The sequence below is a fragment of the Shewanella sp. OMA3-2 genome, from assembly GCF_021513195.1.
In the GTDB taxonomy this organism is placed as follows: Bacteria; Pseudomonadota; Gammaproteobacteria; order Enterobacterales; family Shewanellaceae; genus Shewanella.
Window position 1 is genome coordinate 983,317 of the sequence record NZ_CP090974.1, and the last position, 20,684, is coordinate 1,004,000.

The window sequence follows — 20,684 nt, forward strand, 5'->3', positions numbered from 1 at the left end:
GGCTGCTATGTTAGCTAAATTAATCCGTTCAACCATTGAGCAGCGACTGCTAGTGATATTGGCCTTATTCGCCGCCATGCTTGGCAGTATTGCGATACTGCCAAAGTTAAATTTAGATGCATTTCCCGACGTGACCAATGTGCAGGTCACCATTAATACTGCCGCTGAAGGCTTAGCCGCCGAAGAAGTTGAAAAGCTGATAAGTTATCCGGTTGAATCAGCTATGTATGCTTTACCAGCGGTAACCGAAGTGCGATCGCTATCGCGTACTGGCCTGTCTATTGTCACAGTGGTGTTTGCCGAAGGCACTGATATTTACTTTGCACGCCAACAAGTATTTGAGCAGTTACAAGCGGCAAAAGAGTCGATTCCTGCAGGTGTTGGCACCCCTGAAATCGGCCCCAATACCTCAGGGCTTGGGCAAATATATCAATACATTTTACGGGCCACACCAGAATCTGGTGTGGCCGCAGCCGAGCTTCGCAGCATTAATGATTACCTGGTTAAGCTGATATTGATGCCCGTTAGTGGCGTGACTGAAGTATTGTCGTTTGGTGGCGAAGTACTACAATACCAAGTGCAAATTGACTTAAATAAGCTGCGCAGTTACTCACTCACCATGGAGCAAGTGATTGAAGCTCTTGAAAGCAATAACCGTAATGCGGGCGGCTGGTTTATGGACCAGGGGCAATCGCAATTAGTGGTGCGCGGCTATGGTTTATTACCACCAGGTGATGAAGGGATAGCAGCCATTAAGCACATTCCGCTAACCGAGTTTAATGGCACGCCAATCAGAGTGATGGACATTGCTAATGTCGATTACGGCAGTGAAATTCGTGTTGGCGCCGTCACCATGACTCGCCGAGATGATAATGGTGAAGCGAAACAGTTAGGTGAAGTGGTTGCCGGTGTGGTGTTAAAACGTATGGGCGCTAACACTAAGCAAACCATTGACGACATTGAAGCGCGAATTAGCTTAATTGAGCAAGCCTTACCTAAAGGGGTGACGTTTGAGGTGTTTTACGATCAAGCCGATTTAGTCAAACAGGCGGTCGATACCGTGCGTGATGCGCTATTAATGGCCTTTGTATTTATTGTGGTGATTTTAGCGTTATTTTTAGTCAATATCCCTGCAACCTTATTGGTGTTGTTATCTATCCCTATTTCAATAGGGCTGGCCTTAATGGTGATGGCTTACTTTGGTATGTCGGCAAATTTAATGTCTTTGGGCGGTTTGGCTGTTGCGATTGGCATGTTGGTCGATGGCTCTGTGGTGATGGTTGAAAATATCTTCAAACATTTAAGCCAGCATAAGACTCAAACTGATGTTGTTAATGTTGATAGTAAACTTGGTGCGCACGATAACTCTAGTGCTGACGTCAGTATTAATATCAGCATTAGCAGCAAAGTCTGGCAAGCGGCTAAAGAAGTCTGTAGTCCGATTTTTTTTGCTACGGCCATTATTATTGTGGTGTTTGCGCCGTTATTTGCCTTAGAAGGTGTGGAAGGTAAGTTGTTTCAGCCTATGGCAACCAGCATTATTTTAGCCATGATAGCCGCGTTAATTGTGGCGTTATTTGCTGTGCCAGCACTTGCTGTTTACGCCTTTAAACGCGGGGTAGTAATCAGAAAAAGTTGGCTACTGATACCAGTTGAACGGCTTTATCGTCAATTGCTTAGCATGACGTTAGCACATCCTAAAACGGTGATGTTAATTGCATCGCTCATGTTTGTGAGTAGCATGGCATTACTACCGCGTTTAGGCACGGAGTTTGTACCAGAACTCGAAGAGGGCACCTTAAATTTGCGTGTCACGCTTGCGCCTACCGCCAGTTTATTAACCTCGACTGACATTGCACCCAAGCTTGAAAAAATGTTACTGGAGTTTCCTGAAGTGGAGTACGCCCTTAGCCGTATTGGCGCGCCAGAATTAGGCGGCGACCCAGAACCCGTGAGTAACATTGAGATTTACATAGGCTTGAAACCCGTTGAGCAGTGGCAAAGTGCCAGTGACCGTTTTGAATTACAACGCTTAATGGAACAAAAGCTAAGTGTATTCCCTGGTTTATTACTGACGTTTTCACAACCGATAGCCACCCGAGTTGATGAGTTATTGTCAGGGGTGAAAGCACAGTTAGCCATTAAGATATTTGGCCCTGATTTACAGGTGTTATCAGCCAAGGGGCAGGTATTGTCAGAGTGGGTGCAACAAATTGATGGCGCGGTAGATGTGTCGCTTGAACAGGTGAGTGGAGAGGCGCAATTAGTGATTCGCCCTAAACGTGAATTACTGGCACGCTATGGTATCAGTGTCGATCAAGTGATGAGTTTAGTCAGTCAAGGTATAGGTGGTGTTAGCGCCAGGCAAGTCATAGATGGCAATGCCAGATATGATATTAATGTCAGATTAATGCCATCACAGCGCAGCTCGCCGGACGTATTGCGTGACTTATTACTCACCGGCGTGAGCGGTGCAACCGTGCGTTTAGGGGAAGTTGCCGATGTGGAAGTGGAAATGGCTCCGCCCAATATTCGCCGCGACGATGTACAGCGCCGCGTAGTGGTGCAAGCTAACGTATCGGGTCGCGATATGGGTTCTGTGGTGAATGATATTTATGCCATTATCCCGCAAGCCGAATTGCCCGCAGGCTACACAGTGGTGGTTGGCGGCCAGTATGAAAATCAACAGCGAGCGCAGAAAAAACTGATGTTAGTGGTGCCTATTTCAATCACCCTTATCGCGTTATTACTGTACTTCTCATTTGGCTCAATCAAACAAGTTTGTTTGATCATGGCCAACGTACCGCTAGCATTAATCGGTGGCGTAATTGCTTTGTATGCCACAGGCACATATTTGTCGGTGCCTAGCTCAATTGGGTTTATCACCTTGTTTGGTGTGGCGGTACTTAATGGTGTGGTGCTGGTGGACTCGATTAATCAACGCAGACAAGCCGGTGCCGATAACCAGTCGGCTGAAACCCTATATGACAGCGTGTTTGAAGGTACGGTTGGCCGCTTGCGTCCGGTATTAATGACCGCGCTGACCTCTGCCTTAGGCTTGATCCCTATCTTGTTATCAACTGGTGTTGGCAGCGAAATTCAGCAGCCGTTAGCGGTAGTGATTATTGGCGGTTTATTCAGTTCAACCGCACTGACCTTATTAGTATTACCCACGGTTTATCAATGGTTGTATAAAGGAAAGTAACACTTGTTTAAGTGGATGACACCAAGCCCAATCTTTTGATTGGGCTTTTTTATTACTTCAATCATTCCTAAGAAAAAGATCAAATAACTGCTTGCTTATTTTAGATTACAGTTGTAATTTAAATAAACAGATTACAATTGTAATCTAACTTTGAAAACGATAAATGATTAAGTGGCTAAGCATGAAAGAAATCAGTAACAGTGAATTATTAGTATTACAGCAGCTTTGGTTGCGGTCGCCGCTTAGCGCTAATGAGGTGGTTGATGCGTTAGAGCAAAGTCATGATATGCACGAAAAAACAGTCAAAACCTTGTTAAATAGATTAATTAAAAAAAATGCAGTGAGCTTTGAAAAACAAGGTCGTACATATCATTACTCACCGTTAATTGCTGAGCAAGAATACACATTGAAAGAGTCGGTCTCTTTTGTGGATAGATTGTTTGCCGGCAAGTTAACTCCGTTAGTGGCAGGTTTTGCTGAAAAAAATAAACTGTCGGCCGAGGATGTTGCCGAGCTGCAAACCTTGCTCGATGATTGGCAAAAGGAGCAAAAGTAATGTTCAGTTGGTTGATGGAACAAACCCTATTACTTAGCTTAGTGTGTTCACTATTGTTAATTTCACATCGTTTTCTATTGTCACAAATAGGGGCGCATTATACCTATAGCCTTTGGGCAATCGTGCCATTATTGCCGCTGGCAGATGTACTGCAAACCTTGTTACCACAGTATTTTACTTGGTTAAGTCCCAATCAAGCGTTGGGCGTTATTCAACAATATTATGTATTGGCCACTGACACAGCATCGATGTCTAGCAGCGTGTTTAAGTTTCTCTATTTACCTTACCTGTATGCTGCAGTGCTGTTGGCGCTAGTGGTTCATTTAGTGTCAGTCTCAATTCACCTGCAACGGCTTACCTGGCGCGCAAAACCTTTGGCTATTGAGTCAGGTAAACTTAATGTGCTTATTCATCCCAGTATTCAGTCACCTATGTTAGTCGGGCTAATTGTGCCTAAAATATTGGTGCCAAACAGTTTTGCCTTACTTGATAGTCATCAGAGACAGGCCATTATTCAGCACGAACTTTATCATTATCAACGCGGTGACTTATGGGCAAATGTGCTGGCTTATAGTTTAACCATGATGTTTTGGTTTAACCCGCTGATGTGGCTTGCTTACCGTCGTTTTAGACAAGATCAAGAGCTGTCATGCGATGCACAAGTGACTGCCACTATGGAAACAGATTCTAAAATTGCCTATAGCAAAGCGCTATTGGCTTACTCGCAGCATGCACCTTTAAGCATGTTACACACTCACTATGGAGACAAAACCATACTCAAAGAAAGGATCTTACAAATGAAAAAACAACATGGTAAAAATACCTTGGTATTAATGGGGGTGACACTGTTATTAAGTGTTAGTGCACTCACCTTGAACCAGCAAGCACAAGCTGGCGACAGTCAAAACCATACCCAAGCTAAAGCTGATGGTATATATCCTACAATCCGTATTGAACCGACTTATCCTATTGAGGCGGCGAAAGAAGGGGTTAATGGTTATGTGCAATTATCGTTTGATATCAATCCAACCGGCAAGGTATCAAATGTAATAGTCACCAAGTCATCTCCAGCTGGGGTATTTGATGACTCAGCGTTGGCTGCACTTAAGCAGTGGGAATATCAACGTTCGGCTAAGGGCCAGAAAGGGGCGCAGGTTCAATTAGACTTTGTGATCCATCTGCCAGATGAATCAGTCGAAAGAATACAGGTTCGTTAACAGCAGTGGGCTAAGTTAGCGACAAACACTGCCACTAAAACGAGTCTCTGAAATTAGCCACTTAAGTGAGTTGATTAGATCAGTAGATTAACGACAAGGCTGGATTGTCAGCTTGTGTTCTAGTGTCGTTTTACCGCGGTACGAGAGCCTGTAAATAATAGTGCGCTTGGTATTCACATTACACTAGCGTTTATTTAGGTTTGGCTTGATCAACTAAACCTTATACTTAATCAATATTGATATCCCTTTTTGAGCGTTATTTGTCAGTCAAATGCACAGATGCTTGCTTGGCGTATTACCTCCTTAATGATTACTTTTCTGGCTAATAAGCTTGAATTTATCAAAATGCGATACATTTACGACATTTTTGTGAAAAAAATAATTCCCTTCAAACATACTCAAAGCTGCATTGCCACAGGGTTTACATAATTCTGTCATGTTACGGAAATGTTAGTGTCATTTTTAAGCAGTCTTTTTGTCATTTTTACTCGTTAGTTTTATGCACCAGCAAATGCGTATGCCTGTGGCGCGCACTAAACCCTAACTAACTTGAAATGCAATCCGTCTTCGGAGATGACAATGGAACTGAAAAACCTTTTTAAACTTACGGCGCTTTCTACTGCTTTAGCAGCAACTTTAGGGCTTGCAGGTTGTGGTGGTGATATTAATATCAACACAGGTAGCGATACCGTTACACCAACCACACCCACAACCCCAACAACGCCTACAGAAACGGCTCAACAAAAATCCTATAGTGGCTTTGCAACTAAAAGCACGACTTTTGCGTCAGTTAACGGCAAAGAAGTGTGGGAATTAAAAGGCACATTAGCTCCGTCTACAGCGGCATCCACTATTTCTACCGGTGGTCAAAACGGCGACAAGATTGTGCTTGGCAACGACGTTGTATGGTTGCTAAACGGTGCAGTGATTGCGGGTGGCGACAATGAAAAATCAGTTGAGTTATCGATTCTGCCTGGTACTAAAATTTTAGGCGGCAGTGATTCATACTTAGTCATTAGTCGTGGTTCAAAAATTATGGCCGAAGGTTCGGCTACCGCACCTATCGTATTCACTTCAGCTGAAACAGCATTAGGTCAACCAGGCAAAGCGGGTCAATGGGGCGGCTTAGTATTGCTGGGTAATGCACCCGTTAACACTTGTCCTGATTTAGCCAATTGTGATGCGTCATTTGAAGTGGGTAACCACAGTTATGGCGGTGATAATACCCAAGACAATTCAGGGGTGATCAAGTACGTTCGCGTGGAGTTTGGCGGCTTTAAAATTAACGATACCCAAGAAATGAATGGCATCAGCTTTGCCGGTGTGGGGAGTGGCACTCAAGTTGACCACATTCAAGTGCATTTAAATAATGATGACGGCGTAGAATTTTGGGGCGGTAACGTGTCAATTTCAAACGTAGTACTCACCGAAAACTTTGATGACTCGTTAGATTGGACTAACGGTTGGCAAGGTAGCGCGCAGCATGTGTATATTCGCCAAGCTGATAATGGTTCAAACCGTGGTATCGAAGCTGACAGTAATAAAAGCGCTAGCGCCACACCAATGTCTAAACCAACACTCGCTAACATTACCATGCAAGTGGCTAATGGTACTCACGCTGGTGGCGACGACGCTGAAGGTATTTTGTTCCGCGTTGGTACAGGCGTAACAGCCTATAACCTATTAGTGAAAGGCGATGTTGATTCAGGCGAATGTCTAGAAGTTAACGATGACAACACGGTTAACAATGCTAATACGGGTGAATTAACCGTTGAAAATAGCTTAATCGATTGTGTTGAGCCATTTAAGAATGCTAAGCCTGATGCTGCTGAAGGTCGTACGTTAGCGTTAGATGTGAAAGCCTGGTACCAAGGTCAAAGTGGTAACTTAGTGGGCGCATCTGACCTAACGGGTTATATGCCTAACTCGTCATCTGTTGCGTTAACTGGTGGTAAAGCCGATTTAAGTAACCTTGATGATCGCTTAGTCGATGCTCCTTATATTGGTGCATTTGACGGTAAAAAAGATTGGACATTAGGTTGGACAACGGCAATTCACGGTGACACAGCGCCAGCGCCAACCGAGCTACCTACGCTAACCTCTTGTCCACTTGGTACTACAGCTGACACAGTGGTTGCTGGTTTATACAAAGATGACACAGTCACATTAGTGTGTACTTTAAAAGGTAACGTGCTTAGCAATACTACACTGCTTGCCGGTCAAAACGTGATGTACAAAATTGACGGCGGCGCGGTAGTGGTTGGTGGTGATAAGACCAACTCTGCTACCTTAGCCATTCAAGCGGGCACTAAGTTGTTTGCTACAGATAACAGCTATATCGCAGTTAGCCGTGGTTCAAAAATTATGGCTCAGGGCAGTGCAGCACACCCAATTGAAATGACTTCACAACAAGACGTTATTGCTGGTGCAACTGGCGAGCGCGGTCAATGGGGAGGCCTAGTGATTTTAGGTAAGGGCTTAACCAATACTTGTCCTGATAAAAACGCCTGTGATGCATCATTTGAAGTCGGTGATTTCCCATATGGCGGTAACGACAACACTGATAACAGCGGTCAAATCAGCTATGTAGTGATTAAGTATGCTGGCTTTAAAGTGAATGACACCCAAGAAATGAACGGTATTTCGTTTGCTGCTGTAGGCAGCGGTACTCAGGTAGATCACATTCAAGTGCATGCTAATGGCGATGACGGTGTCGAGTTTTGGGGAGGGGCGGTTAACTTGAAATACGTTTACCTCACACATAACTTTGACGACAGCCTAGATTGGACTAACGGTTGGACCGGTAAAGCACAGTTTGTTTACATTACCCATGAAGATGGCAATGCCAACCGCGGTATCGAAGGTGACAGCCATAAAGGCGCAACAGATACACCAGTATCTAAGCCAAAACTGGCTAACTTCACTATCTTACCCGGTACAGATATTGAAAATGCTAGCGGTGATAAAGGTGAAGGTATTTTACTTCGCGTAGCCACAGCAGGTGAGCTTTATAACGTGTTAGTGCAAGGTCGTAAAGGTAGCACTAGTACCACTGAATCGGGTGAGTGTTTAGAGCTAGATGGCAGCTATGCTGGCTTAGTCGACAACGTTAATAACAATACTTTAACTATGTCTCACTCAATTATCGACTGTAACGAACCATTCAAATACAGCTCTGATAATGCAGCTACTGCTAATGCGGTTAATGTTGAAACCTGGTTTATGGGTCAAGAAGGTAACGCAACAACAGCGGTTACCCTAACTGATGGCATGCCAGCAGCAACAGATGCAGCACTTATTGGAACAGGTAAAGACTTAAGTACAGATGACAGCTTCTTCGAGTCAACCAACTTTATTGGTGCATTCGATGGTCAGAACGATTGGCGTCAAGGTTGGGCTTACTTTCCACAGTAATCCTCATCTAATTGTAAATTAAGTTTATAGCCGCTTGCTAATACGCAATGTTAGCAGCGGCTATCTCTGAACCGCATACAGGACTGTTAACGTATGAAAACCAAGCCGAGTTTTACCGCCAACAAATTAACCCTCGCCATTATATCGGTACTTTCTGTTAGCTCATTTGCCGCACCGGTTTTAGCTCAAGATGACACAGCTAATCTACCGCAAGCACAAAGCAATGAAGCGTCGACAAACAAGGCTGGAGAATCTTTTCCCATAGAACCGATTGAGGTAATTTCTGTTACTGGGCGCTTACGTACCTCTGCCTCGGCCGCGACAGAAGAGCGTCGCGAACAAATTGCTGTAGCCGATATTATGGGCTCAGAACAAATTTCTAGAACCGGTGATGGTGATGCTGCAGCAGCGCTGCGCCGTGTGACCGGCTTAACTTTAAAAGATGGTAAATTTATTTATGTTCGTGGTTTAGGTGAGCGTTATTCAAGCACCTCACTAAACGGGGCAACTGTGCCATCACCTGATCCAACCCGCAATGTGGTGCCATTAGATATGTTTCCGGCATCAATTATTGAATCTTTATCAGTGCAAAAGTCAGCTTCGGCAGAAAAGCCTGCCGCATTTGGCGGTGGTCATGTTGATATCCGCACTAAAGCGATTCCAGCTAACTTCTTCTTCAAAGCTTCTGCTGGCGGACGTTTCAATACTAACGACAGTAATGACACCTATACCTACAATGGTGGCGGTGATGATTGGACCGGTAAAGATGACGACACCCGTGCCATGCCATCAAGTATTAATAACACCATTAATCAATATGGCGGCATTAGCCCAATCGACATCGTCAGTGGCTCAAACGGGGCAATAAATTACCCTGCTGCGCAAAAATTGAATCGTGAGTTAGCCTTAGATATGTACCGCGACATGGCGGTAAAAACCGAAAGCTCCGACCCTGGTTTTAGAGGTGATATTGCTCTAGGTGATCGCTGGGACTTTTCTGACGATATCGTTTTTGGGGCACTGGCGGCTTATTCATATAAACAGCAAGCTGAAAACTACACTAAATATGAAGTCGAGTTAGATGGCGACAGCGAGCAAACCCAAATTGAAAATCAAAAAGACGTTATGGGCACAGATTCAATTGTGCAAATGTCTACCATGGTTAATCTTGGGTTAGAAATTGGCTACAACCATAAAATTGAAACCTTCACTACTTACTTGCGTGACACCTCTGATGACGTATCGGTAGGCATTGAAGAAACCATAGACACCTTAGGTGAGCCTAATGCATTACAAGTGTATGAGATTGACTATGAAGAAAGATCGTTAATCAGTAACCAAATTAAAGGCCACCATTTTATTGAAGCATTAAATGATGCCGAATTTAACTGGATGTTCTCTGACGCTAAGTCAGAACGTAATGCCCCTAACGAATTATCATACACTTATAACGTTATTTTAGATGAAGCCAATATTCCCGTTTCACGTAACTTGAATACCCAGGATGCACCAAAATACGTGTACTCAAACCTACAGGACGAAAGTCAAAACTACGGTTGGGACTTTGCCTACCTGGTGCAGTTTGATGATGCGTTAATGAAAGTGAAAGTGGGTTATCAATATTACGAACGCACTCGAGAAAGCTATGCAACACGTTTAGGATTAGATGTAGACTTAAGCCCGACAGATCCAAACGGCACTATTTTAGCGCAAGAATTTGATGATATTTTCTCTAATGACAATATCAATAATGACACCCTAGGGCTTGAGTTAAAAGATGCCTCAACCGACGCCGAAGACTATGTAGCTGCAGAGATAAATGATGCCGCCTTTATCAGTTTTGATGTCGACTTTGATGATGTATGGCGTGTTTATGCGGGCCTGCGATATGAAGATTTTCGCCGCGTGACCTTGCCAATCACCCCAGAGGGTGAAATATCTGACGAGGGTGGCCGCTACGACTTAAGCGATTATGCTATTGCTGAGGACGGTTGGTTTCCATCAATGTCACTCACCTGGAAGCAAACAGACACCACCCAATGGCGTTTAGGCGCAAGTAAAACCATAGTGCGCCCAGATTTACGTGAAGTGTCACCGGTACGATTCCAAGATCCAGTCACAGGTTTTGATTTCTTTGGTAATCCAGAGCTTAAAAGCTCAGACATGTATAACCTAGATTTACGCTGGGAATACTATTCAGAAGCCGGTGATAACTACAGCTTAGGCGGGTTTTATAAAGATGTTGATGCGCCTATCGAGCCAATACAACGTATTTCAGAAGCCGGTCGTCAGCTTAAGTTTTATAACGCAGAGTCGGGTTATGTTTACGGTATTGAAGCTGAGTTTTTACAAACGCTAGATTTCATCAGCGAAGGCAGCATGTGGGAAGACTTCTTTGTTGCTGGTAACGTGACCTTAGGTGATTCAGAAATTAGTATCGCACCCAATGGTGAAATTGACCCAACTAACAAAACGCGGCGCATGACAGGGCATTCAGCCTGGGTTGCTAACGTACAGTTAAGTTATGATTCATCAAACAGTTACCACAGTGCCACATTAGTTTATAACGTGTTTGGTGAGCGTATCGCCTACGGTGGACGTGGTGGCCTAGATGATGTGTATGAAAAGCCGTTTCACAGCTTAGACTTTACTTATAGTTTTTTCCCCACCACCAGTTTGGCGATTAAACTAAAAGCGAAAAATCTATTGGGTGAAGTGACCGAGTATGATCAACAAGATATTCAAGTGTATGCCAAAGATCCCGGCACAGAATACACACTGCAGTTCAGTTACGAGTATTAATACTCTTAGCCATTGCTTAGCGAGTCGTTTAGCGAATAGCTAAGTGCTAACGAAAAAGCATGAACGCAGTAACACCAAGTACTGATTTTTAGCTGCTTTTACTCATCATTTCAGCAGCTAAAAATGTATATGGCCACTTTCTTTGGAACGAGAAAGTGGCCTTTTTCTTTTTTGTGTTCTTTTTGTTTGATAAGGGGCGATATAGTTGCATCAAAGGTATTTTTGCTGGATTATGCGTCGCTGCTGAGTGTTATTGCCAATATCTATTCCCCTAATCCTTGAGTGAATAACCACTATGTTTAACCGTGTTACATGTGTGCTGTATACCCTATTGGCGCTATCGACCAGTGCCTGCGCTATGCCTACGGGAGTCACCCAAAGCGGTAGCATTACCGCACCATTAATTGATGAAGCCAGCGGCCTAGCAGTATCACGTTTAAATGATCAAATATTTTGGACCCATAACGACAGTGGCGACAGCGCAAGGTTATTTGCAATAGACAATCGTGGTAATCAGTTGGTCACACTGAATATCAGCGGGGTAAGAAATACCGATTGGGAAGATATTGCCTCGTTTGTTTACCAGGGTGAGCCGTACTTATTGATAGCCGATATTGGTGATAACCAAGCGCAGCGATCGCAATATCAATTACATTTGATCAAAGAACCTGATTTAAGTCAGTTCAATGGGCAAAAAGAATTGTCAGTGAAACCGATTTGGAGCATGAGTTTTACTTACCCTGATGGCGCCCACGATAGCGAGGCTGTGGCGGTTGATGTCGCGGGGCAAAAAATATTATTACTGACTAAACGCGATACTGTACCCATATTATATGAGCTACCATTAATCAGCCCCGTATCAGAGCAGGGGCAAGTTAAGTCCGCGCTAATCATTAACAAACAAGCCAAAAGATTAGGTGAAATTGCACCATTACCCACAGCGATACTTGATTATGCCAGTGTTTATACCTGGATTGGTTTTGCCGGAAAACCCACCGCAATGGACATATCGGCAGATGGTTTATCCGCCGTGGTTTTAACCTATACCCATGCTTTTTATTATACCCAAACTCAGTCCGGTGATTGGTTAGCTTTGTTTTCCTCAACGCCAAAGCAGATAAATTTGCCCAGTATTATACAAGCTGAAGCGATAGGCTTTAGCCAAGATGGTCAAAGTGTTTATATCACTTCAGAGCGTTTGCCTGCACCATTGTATAAAGTGGATTTAAACGTTTATCGGGCTCAATAATAGCCTGCTATTTTTATGCTGAACCCTTGTAAGGGTTAGGCCCAGCATAAAAATAATGGCTCGGTTTGCTTAGATTGAAGCATGGGCTGTACGTTTGAGTGTTTAACTGCGACTTTGCCTAAAATAATTAACACCTAGTGATGCAATAGGGTAAAGGGATTTCATTTTTTTCCTATATTTGGCAAAAATTATCGTGGCTAAGGTGACGCCAATGGTTGTTCCAAAAGGGTGCTTCTGGGTTTGTTTTTTGACTGAATAAAGTAATAAGTTTAGCGATAACTCACACTGTCTAACAGAGTCTTTACCTTGCATACGTTGTAGCTTAATCGAATGATTTAGATGCTTTAGAGATGACATCTATGCCCTCCTTTAATTGAGAGATAGTGTCTTTAAAACCGAAAAAGCGTAGCAGGTACTTTTGCCAATAAATTAACCCGACTAAAACCGAACTCATTACCAGTAAAAAAGCACCGACGCCGATAAGCATATTTTGTGTGAGGCTATAGGAAACAATGCCTACACAGACACATAAACTGAAGATAAAAAGTATCAGTAAGGGAATAAACAACAGCTGGCAAACAAAGAACTGTTTTGCCGCAGCAACATTGCGCAATACCTCAGTAAAGAAAAGTTGCACAGTAGCCTCAGACCACTTGCCAACCTCTTGGGTCATACTTGATATCTTATTAAATATATCCGCAATATCGTCAACATTGGTATTAATTTCTGGTGACTTTAATAAAGGTTCAGGCTGTGCACCGTCAGAGATTTTATCCTTACTCGACACTGTTTTTGTGTTTTCCACAATAAAACCTCTCCGGTAGCGTGATTACTTTAGAATTTTAGAAATAGCCCAACCAGCTAAGAATGCACATCCTACGCTTAATAACGGATGTTCCTTTATCATATTTTCAGCTTGATGAGTTGCAGACTTAACTTTTTCAGTCCCTTCGCTTAGTGATTCTTTAGCTTGATCTTTTAAAGAATTAACCATCTCTGAAGTAGCCTCTTCAGCTAAATGGTAAGCCTCTTCAATTTTTTGTTGCGGTTCTGCCGTTTTTGCCTTTGTTGTAGCCATTTTCAATCTCCTTGAATACAGAATCTATAGCGCTATTTCACGCTGAAAATAAGTAAGGGCAATAAAACTGTCAAATAATCAGACTATTACTTAATAATGACACTATTACTTAAAGTACAGTGGGTCAATCGATACAATATTAATTTAAATATACACGGCTAAATATTGATCATTCACTATTGGTATTGCCAAGGGCGTGCCATATTTCAATGTATGCAGTGTAAGTTGTTAGTAACTGATATATCTGGTTTTTATTTTAAAGCCTAATAAGGTAACAATAAAAGCTATAAACATGTTTGTAGTTTTTACAGATAATGCCCAGTAACAGTGTAAAAATTACCCAATTAGCTGAATCATAGTTTTGATGCGACTTACACACTCGTTTAGTCATTCATCCTATTATTGGTGTTCGTGGTACTGTTTTTACTTCATTGGCTGACGGGTTAACTAATGGCAATATTGCTACAACAGCTGGGTCTAAAAGTGTTGAAGTAAAAAGTAAGGTGCGAAATTTATGCTGGCAATAGGCTTATATACACCCAAAAGAGTCAGTAATTGATAAAACCCATTCTATTAGATAATAGTAATTTGCAATCGACTGGGTAAAATAAACAATAAGTATTTTTAGGTAGAATCGAAATTATTATTTAGCAGGGATAGCGAATGAACAATCGTTTAAAGTGGCCTCGTCGTGTCATATTACTGGTTTTTTTAGCACTTGCTTACCCTATTCTAAGTCATGGAGTTGATATGTTTGGTTGGTTTAAAAAAAGGAAGTGTTTTTAAGCTCAGAAGTTAATGGCATTATTACTAAAAATGGTACCCCAGTGGCTAATTTAGAGGTGACGCGTTCATTAATATATATTGATGAAAAAGATCATCTTGATGTGGCTATTACCGATAGTAAGGGGCATTTCTATTTTCCTCAAAAAAGCATTCGTTCATCGATTCCCAATAGACTTTTCTCTGAAGATAGAGTGTCGCAACAGATTACCGTAGTTGACGATAATGAGCTGCTACCAATATGGTCTGCCAACCATATTGGTATTACTGAGGTTCCAGAATTTTCTAAAAAGCTATCATCTATGGCTTGTGAATTAACTGATAAGCGAGTGACTTTTCAATTTAAAAATACGAATAATGAGCATCTTGATCATATGGCTTCAAGTATTTGCCGTTGGGATGAGGATTACACCCTGGTATTAATTTATGATGGTGATAAGCAATATATTGTTGAAGATGGTGATTTTAATAAACTAACGGATCGTTTCACCGGCAAGGAAGTCGAATTATGAGTAATACAATTTCACCTAGCACAGCAGCTAGTATAGCTTCAAGAGTATACGACACTAGGAAAAGCAAAAGTTTTCAGAGTGACTTTCATATTGATTTTATTAAAAATTTTGAAATAACCAATAGTCAAATTCAAGGCGTTAGTGGTGGCTTATTTAACCAACTATTAAATCGCAGTACAGGCTTTGCATTAACGGCACAAGGGATCTCGCCACAATTTAAACAGCACCATATTATTGGTGTTCGTGGCGTTGTTGCCTAAATAGGGAACTTTGGAAAGTTTCCTATTTAGGCAACAACGCCTTAAGCATAACGTCAAAGGAGGGGGGTTATTATGTTGAAGGATCAATCGTATCGAAAATTACTTTTTCCTATCAGCTTATTTATTCTGTGTTTTACCCTTATAGCTCTATTTATTTACTCTATGGAGAGTCAAGCCATGTTTGGTTTTTTTAAACGTCATACGGTAGAAATGTCCCCTGAAGTACGTGGTCGTATTACCGACGGTGGTAAACCTGTCGTGGGGATGCAAGTAGCGCGCAGCCTTTCGTATGAAGGATATGAAAAAGGTAAAGAACAACTAGAGCATACGTTTACTAATGAAAATGGTGAATTTACCTTTCAACCTATGATCGTTAAATCACGTATGCCTGGTGATATTTTTGGACAAAATATGCGAGTCATGCAAATTGTATATGTAGAGCGTGGCGATAAACTATATAGGCTATGGCTTGCTAGGAAAACTTGGGATCCAATAAAACCTATGTCTGAGTTCCTGTTGCAACTAAATGGTGATTTACAAAATAAAGAAGTACAGCATCAAATAGATACAACCCAATTTGGTGGTTTACCTGCACAAATAGTTAACTCTATTTGCCATTGGCAGGGCGAGCTTATTTCGACCTATTACAATAATGAGTTAATTTCATCATATGATGAAATTAACTCCGTTAACATTATTCCCACTTCTTTTTAAATTTATTTATATACCCAAATGTAAGGAAACATTATGGCAGCAATATCACCACGTGTGGCGTCTGATCTCGCATTAGCATCATATGAGATAAAAGGCTCTTTAATCAAAGGGGCAACATTACAACTAAATGAAGAAACAAAAAGCAATTTTAAATTTAACTTATCTAAAAATGTTCATAAAGGTACCTCAGGTGGTTTTTTTTGGCGTCAAGAAACGGGGTTTGCTTTAATTGGTCAAGGGCATAGCAAACTGCACAAACAAGATCATGTTGTCGCTTTTCGAGGTACAGACTCTTTAGCGGATGCACTGACAGATATTACTTGTCATAGTACTAATAGCGATAATGGTCAGGCAGTACATACAGGGTTTCAGCGCAGTTTTGCCTCGTTAAGACCTTCTCTTTATGACTACTTTAATCAACCCGAAGTCAGAAAGCAGCAAGGCATTGTGCATTGTGTGGGGCATAGTTTAGGTGGCGGTTTAGCCACATTGGCCGCAGATTGGATAAAAACAGAATTTAAGAAAACAGTTTATTTGTACACTTTTGGCGCGCCGCGCGTAGGTAAAAAAGACTTTGTCATACACCACAGTGCTTGTGTTGATAAAATATTTAGATGTGTACACGGAGCCGATCCCGTACCTAAAGTACCGCTGTGGCCATTTTATCATGCGCCATTAAATGGTAATGAATATGTATTATCACGCGCTCAAGGTATCGACACTTCAGCTCATTCAATGATAAAAGGACCTGCCTATATCAAAACGGCGAACCATAGTAGTTGGGAAGGCTTATACCGCCAATCTGCTACATCGGTTAGCCAACGGGTAAGACTTAATTATAATAATCGTTTGCATACTACATACTCTACTCATTGGGCTGATAAAATAGCAGCAGCGATAATGACGGTAATGATAGACGGTGGCGCTACCGGTGTTATTGCCAGCCTACAAGTTGCTGGTACCAATATTGGCACTGTTTACGATGTTATGGCACGTACTCTCGCGGATATTGCAAAAATAAAAACAGAGCAAACAGAGCCATTAAGAGGGTTGCTGGCGTGCATGTTAGCTTTTGCAGGCAAGGGTGTCAGTATACCTATTGAGTTCACCGAAAAATTTATTCGATGGGTGTTTAGTGTTACTATCGGCCGTTTACAAAAAGCAGCAAGACAAGCAATCAAGCAGAATTAACTGGAAACCTATCAAATAAGGTTATCAAGGACATGGGCACAAAACCTCTTTTAGGTCATATATTAGGAAATTACCATGCCACCCATTGTTAATTTTTGACTAAGTTTTTAATTTCTGCAGATTAAGATAATGTCACAAAGGTGAATCATGATGATTTGCGAGACGACCGTCCGCCCCATGGACGGGGCGGCCGAGCTACATGGATGTACTTGTGCGTGTCGGTGAGTGAATGTCATGGTTTGCCAGTAAAGTGAACTTAGATGGTTCTACTTTGATGTTGCCGTAGAGCAAACGCCTGGATCCCCGATAACAGCACTCGAGGATGACGGTGTAGAGCTGGATTCCTCCCGGTAACGTCCTTGAACCGGGATCTTAGCATTGCCGGAATGACTAAATCAGGGAATGATTGTTGAAATTTAACCGTGCCACCCATTGTTAATTTTGACTGAGTTTTTAATTTCTGCAGATTAAGATAATGCCGAGAAGGTTAATCATGATGATTTGCGAAACGACCGTCCGCCCCATGGCCGCTCTTTGGCATCCATGTCATCGCGGCATTTGTGAATTCCTTCACATCAGACAGTCTTTCTATCTACTCTTCTTGGCTCAAGATAAAATTGCTAATCGCTTTTGAAATCATGTCTTTCTTCATCGTGGTGCGTGATACGCGCTGATCAAACCAAAAACTCATGGGTTGGTCGAAGCCGATGCCGTGCATGTAGTTGTAAAGTGCTTTACGTAACCCTTCGCCTAGCATGTCGTGATCTGTGCCGGTTGGGTCGGTAAAATCAACATCGTTTTCAGCAAAAAATACCTCTGGGCGTGGGTCAAGGGTGATGCCAAACTGTTCTGGATTCATGCCGATTGGGCTGTGGGCGGTGGCAACAAAACGGTGCCAGTAGGCCGACTGGAAACAACCTTGTTGCATCAACTGGCGGACCATTTCTAATGCATCAATGGTTTCTTGTTCAGTTTGAGTCGGGAAGCCATACATCAAATAAGCGTGTACCAAAATACCCGCGTCACTAAACGCTTTGGTGACCTGGGCGACGCGCTCAACACTGACGCCTTTTTTCATCAGTTTTAATAATCTGTCTGACGCCACTTCAAGGCCGCCGCTGACCGCGATACAACCTGAGTCTGCCAATAGCTGGCAACGTGCTGGGCTAAAGGTGCGTTCAAAACGAATATTGCCCCACCAGCTGATCACCACGTTACGTTCAATAAGGCGTTTGGCGAATGCGAATAAGGTTTTGGGTGGTAATGCTTCATCGACAAAATGAAAACCGGTTTGGCCTGTTTCGGCGACAAGCGCTTCGATGCGGTCGACCAGAATATCTGCGCCAGCGGTATCGTAGCGGTCGATATAATCTAAGCTGACATCGCAAAAGCTGCATTTACGCCAATAGCATCCGTGGGCGATGGTTAATTTGTTCCAGCGGCCGTCACTCCAAATGCGGTGCATTGGGTTGAGCATTTCACATAATGACAGGTATTCGGTTAATGGCAGGCCATCGTATATTGGTGCACCGACCTCAGATTGGGGAATATCGTGTAGCTCAGTATTTTGATTAAGATGAACGTAAGGTTGACCGTTTTCATCTTCTGCCAAAAAGTAAGTGCGGACTAACTCTTCGATGCCGCGCTTGCCTTCAAAGTATTCTAGCAATGTAATTAGCGGACGTTCGCCGTCATCGAGACAGATATAGTCGACAAATTCGAATACCCGTGGGTCTTTTAATGCCCTAAGCTCGGTATTGACAAAGCCGCCGCCCATCACGATAGGGAGCTCAGGATTGATAGCTTTACAGGTTTGTGCAATGCGTAAGGCGCCAAGCATATTACCAGGAAACGGCACAGTTAATGCGACCACGCTAGGCTGGGTGTCTTCTAAATATTGCTCAACGAGCTGTTCTAAAATGTCTGAGCTGAAGCTAGGTTCGCCCATTAAGGTGTCGTATAGATTATCAAAACTTGGGTTGGCAGCGGCTAAGCGTTCACCATAACGGCTGACTTCAAAATAAGGGTCAACGCCTTGGGTTATCACGTTCGACAGATCGTTAATGAATAACGTGGCGAGGAACTTAGCTTTATCTTGCACGCCAAGGTTACCAAAGGCTGCTTGCAGTACGTCGCCCGACACGGCTTCCATTTGCGCGATAGCTTCAAATGCAGGGCCTTCGGGTAAAAAGCGACGGGTGTTAATTCGCATGGCTAGGCTTGGGTCTTTGCCTTGTAAAAAGCGAATAGCAGACTCAACGGTAAGATGGTAACGATCAAACTCAGCCAGAAAATCAAACACCGCATCAGGTAATTCATCGTCTTCAAAGTGTTCGAAGTTTTCTTCTACATGTTGACGAATGACCTCAAGTGCCGGCGCGGTCATCATTTCAAGAAACAACTCAATAGCAGGATCTCGCTGTACCGCTTCATAGCCCCGTGAACGTAAAAAACCCGTTAAATACGCCGTTGCTGGGTACGGCGTATTAAGTTGGGTCATTGGTGGAGTCATTAGAAGAACGGTCATAGCCTGCCTTTAAATAGTAAAACCTGAATGCTTGATGCTAAACAGAATAATGGCAGCAAATGTTGCTGCCATAAAATAATAATGAATTCTAACAAATGGCTTGTAAAAAAGCCCCGTTAAATTAAAGAATAGCCTCTAGATAACCACTACCAAGCTGTTTCATTTGTCGCTCAACCCAAACCACTCTTTGGCTAAGATAAGGCGTTAAATTGTTAGGATTACGTTTGCGGGGGCTTGGCAGTAGCACGGCTAATCGAGCCGCTTCATTTTTGCTAAGATAACGCGCTGATTTATTGAAATAATGCTGACTTGCGGCTTCTACGCCGTAAATCCCTTGACCAAACTCAGCCACGTTTAAATACACTTCTAGAATGCGTTTTTTACCCCAAATGACTTCAAGGCTAATGGCTAATGCGGCTTCTAGACCTTTGCGAACAAAGCTTCGCCCTGGCCATAATAGAAGGTTTTTGGCGGTTTGTTGGGTGAGGGTGCTAGCGCCCCTAAGTCCTTTGCCATCGTCGTGTTGGTCAAGGGCTTTAGTGATGGCGCTAAAATCGACTCCAAAGTGCTGGGTAAATAGCTGATCTTCTGAGGCCACCATAGCCAGTGGAATATGTGACGGTAATGTATCAATACTTACCCACTGATAGCTAACAGGGTAAGGGCTTTGCAACATAAATGACGTAGTGGGCGGTGCGATAAATCTTAATGTTAGTAACAATAGTGCCAATAGCAGCATTAACCGCCACATGACATACCATGTCCAACCGAAAAGTCCCCGTGTACGATTTTGCATTAACGCCTCTTTGTTATGTTTAGCCCGCTTTTGGGCTAGTCGCCATCGACGCGCAAGAGTATAGGATATGTGCATTAAGACCAAATGCTAATCAATCTAGTTTAGAATTTATTTTTAAGGCTAGCAGGGCTTATTATAGATGTATCGCCTTATTTTGCTTTAATTAACATCTGACATTGGTTTTATTTCTGTTCATGTCAATACTGCATGTCCTGCGTTAACGCTCATTAGCTGAGTCATTCATCTTGTCATATTAATTCGCTATTTTTGTCATATTCACTGCGTAAGCTAGTACTGACAATAAGTTAACTCAACGTATATGACTGCAAAGATGCATCACCACAGGCATGACTGTTTGATAATATGGAGCAATAAGATGA

General features: G+C 42.7%; 15 protein-coding genes. 10 read left to right on the forward strand and 5 right to left on the reverse strand.

What is annotated here, in order from left to right; genetic code table 11:
* Positions 1-7: 7 nt before the first annotated feature.
* The 6 genes from L0B17_RS04375 to L0B17_RS04400 all read left to right on the forward strand — a co-directional run bounded on the left by L0B17_RS04375 (position 8) and on the right by L0B17_RS04400 (position 12,443).
* Entirely contained in the window at positions 8-3,205 is a 3,198-nt protein-coding gene (locus L0B17_RS04375; RefSeq protein WP_235087859.1) for an efflux RND transporter permease subunit, read from the forward strand.
* Positions 3,206-3,386: 181 nt separating this feature from the next.
* The gene (locus L0B17_RS04380; protein ID WP_235087860.1) at positions 3,387-3,761 is read left to right on the forward strand and encodes a BlaI/MecI/CopY family transcriptional regulator; all 375 of its coding nucleotides are present in this window, start codon (positions 3,387-3,389) and stop codon (positions 3,759-3,761) included.
* Positions 3,761-4,978 (forward strand): M56 family metallopeptidase, encoded by a 1,218-nt coding sequence (locus L0B17_RS04385; RefSeq protein WP_235087862.1) that lies wholly within the window; start codon positions 3,761-3,763, stop codon positions 4,976-4,978. The genes L0B17_RS04380 and L0B17_RS04385 overlap by 1 nt, the downstream gene beginning before the upstream one ends.
* A gap of 579 nt (positions 4,979-5,557) precedes the next feature.
* Positions 5,558-8,392 (forward strand): hypothetical protein, encoded by a 2,835-nt coding sequence (locus L0B17_RS04390; protein ID WP_235087864.1) that lies wholly within the window; start codon positions 5,558-5,560, stop codon positions 8,390-8,392.
* A gap of 93 nt (positions 8,393-8,485) precedes the next feature.
* Positions 8,486-11,194, forward strand: coding sequence for a TonB-dependent receptor plug domain-containing protein (locus L0B17_RS04395; RefSeq protein ID WP_235087866.1), 2,709 nt, complete (start codon positions 8,486-8,488; stop codon positions 11,192-11,194).
* A 295-nt stretch (positions 11,195-11,489) separates the two neighbouring features.
* A complete protein-coding gene (locus L0B17_RS04400) occupies positions 11,490-12,443 on the forward strand; it encodes a hypothetical protein (RefSeq protein ID WP_235087867.1) in 954 nt (317 codons plus the stop codon).
* A 102-nt stretch (positions 12,444-12,545) separates the two neighbouring features.
* On the opposite strand, the gene L0B17_RS04405 is transcribed toward L0B17_RS04400, so the two are convergent.
* From L0B17_RS04405 to L0B17_RS04415, 3 genes are read right to left on the reverse strand one after another with little or no spacing between them, the layout of a single operon-like run.
* Entirely contained in the window at positions 12,546-12,800 is a 255-nt protein-coding gene (locus L0B17_RS04405; RefSeq protein WP_235087869.1) for a hypothetical protein, read from the reverse strand.
* Complete coding sequence (locus L0B17_RS04410) at positions 12,766-13,248, reverse strand: hypothetical protein (RefSeq protein WP_235087870.1); 483 nt, start codon at positions 13,246-13,248, stop codon at positions 12,766-12,768. The genes L0B17_RS04405 and L0B17_RS04410 overlap by 35 nt, the downstream gene beginning before the upstream one ends.
* A gap of 24 nt (positions 13,249-13,272) precedes the next feature.
* Positions 13,273-13,521: a hypothetical protein gene (locus tag L0B17_RS04415; RefSeq protein ID WP_235087872.1), complete on the reverse strand. Its 249-nt coding sequence runs from the start codon at positions 13,519-13,521 to the stop codon at positions 13,273-13,275.
* A gap of 776 nt (positions 13,522-14,297) precedes the next feature.
* Here L0B17_RS04415 and L0B17_RS04420 point away from each other — a divergent pair.
* The 4 genes from L0B17_RS04420 (at position 14,298) to L0B17_RS04435 (ending at position 16,981) form a co-directional block, all read left to right on the forward strand.
* Positions 14,298-14,816 (forward strand): DUF6795 domain-containing protein, encoded by a 519-nt coding sequence (locus L0B17_RS04420; RefSeq protein WP_235087873.1) that lies wholly within the window; start codon positions 14,298-14,300, stop codon positions 14,814-14,816.
* Positions 14,813-15,076 carry a hypothetical protein gene (locus tag L0B17_RS04425; protein WP_235087875.1) on the forward strand — a complete coding sequence of 88 codons (264 nt, stop codon included), beginning with the start codon at positions 14,813-14,815 and terminating at the stop codon, positions 15,074-15,076. Before L0B17_RS04420 ends, L0B17_RS04425 begins: the two co-directional genes overlap by 4 nt.
* 177 nt (positions 15,077-15,253) lie before the next feature.
* Positions 15,254-15,790, forward strand: coding sequence for a DUF6795 domain-containing protein (locus tag L0B17_RS04430; RefSeq protein WP_235087877.1), 537 nt, complete (start codon positions 15,254-15,256; stop codon positions 15,788-15,790).
* Between the two features lie 33 nt (positions 15,791-15,823).
* Positions 15,824-16,981, forward strand: coding sequence for a lipase family protein (locus L0B17_RS04435; protein WP_235087879.1), 1,158 nt, complete (start codon positions 15,824-15,826; stop codon positions 16,979-16,981).
* A 592-nt stretch (positions 16,982-17,573) separates the two neighbouring features.
* On the opposite strand, the gene L0B17_RS04440 is transcribed toward L0B17_RS04435, so the two are convergent.
* A complete protein-coding gene (locus L0B17_RS04440) occupies positions 17,574-19,508 on the reverse strand; it encodes a B12-binding domain-containing radical SAM protein (protein ID WP_235087880.1) in 1,935 nt (644 codons plus the stop codon).
* Positions 19,509-19,629: 121 nt separating this feature from the next.
* Positions 19,630-20,304, reverse strand: a complete 675-nt coding sequence (mtgA, locus tag L0B17_RS04445) for a monofunctional biosynthetic peptidoglycan transglycosylase (RefSeq protein ID WP_235087882.1) — start codon at positions 20,302-20,304, stop codon at positions 19,630-19,632.
* Positions 20,305-20,684 lie beyond the last annotated feature (380 nt).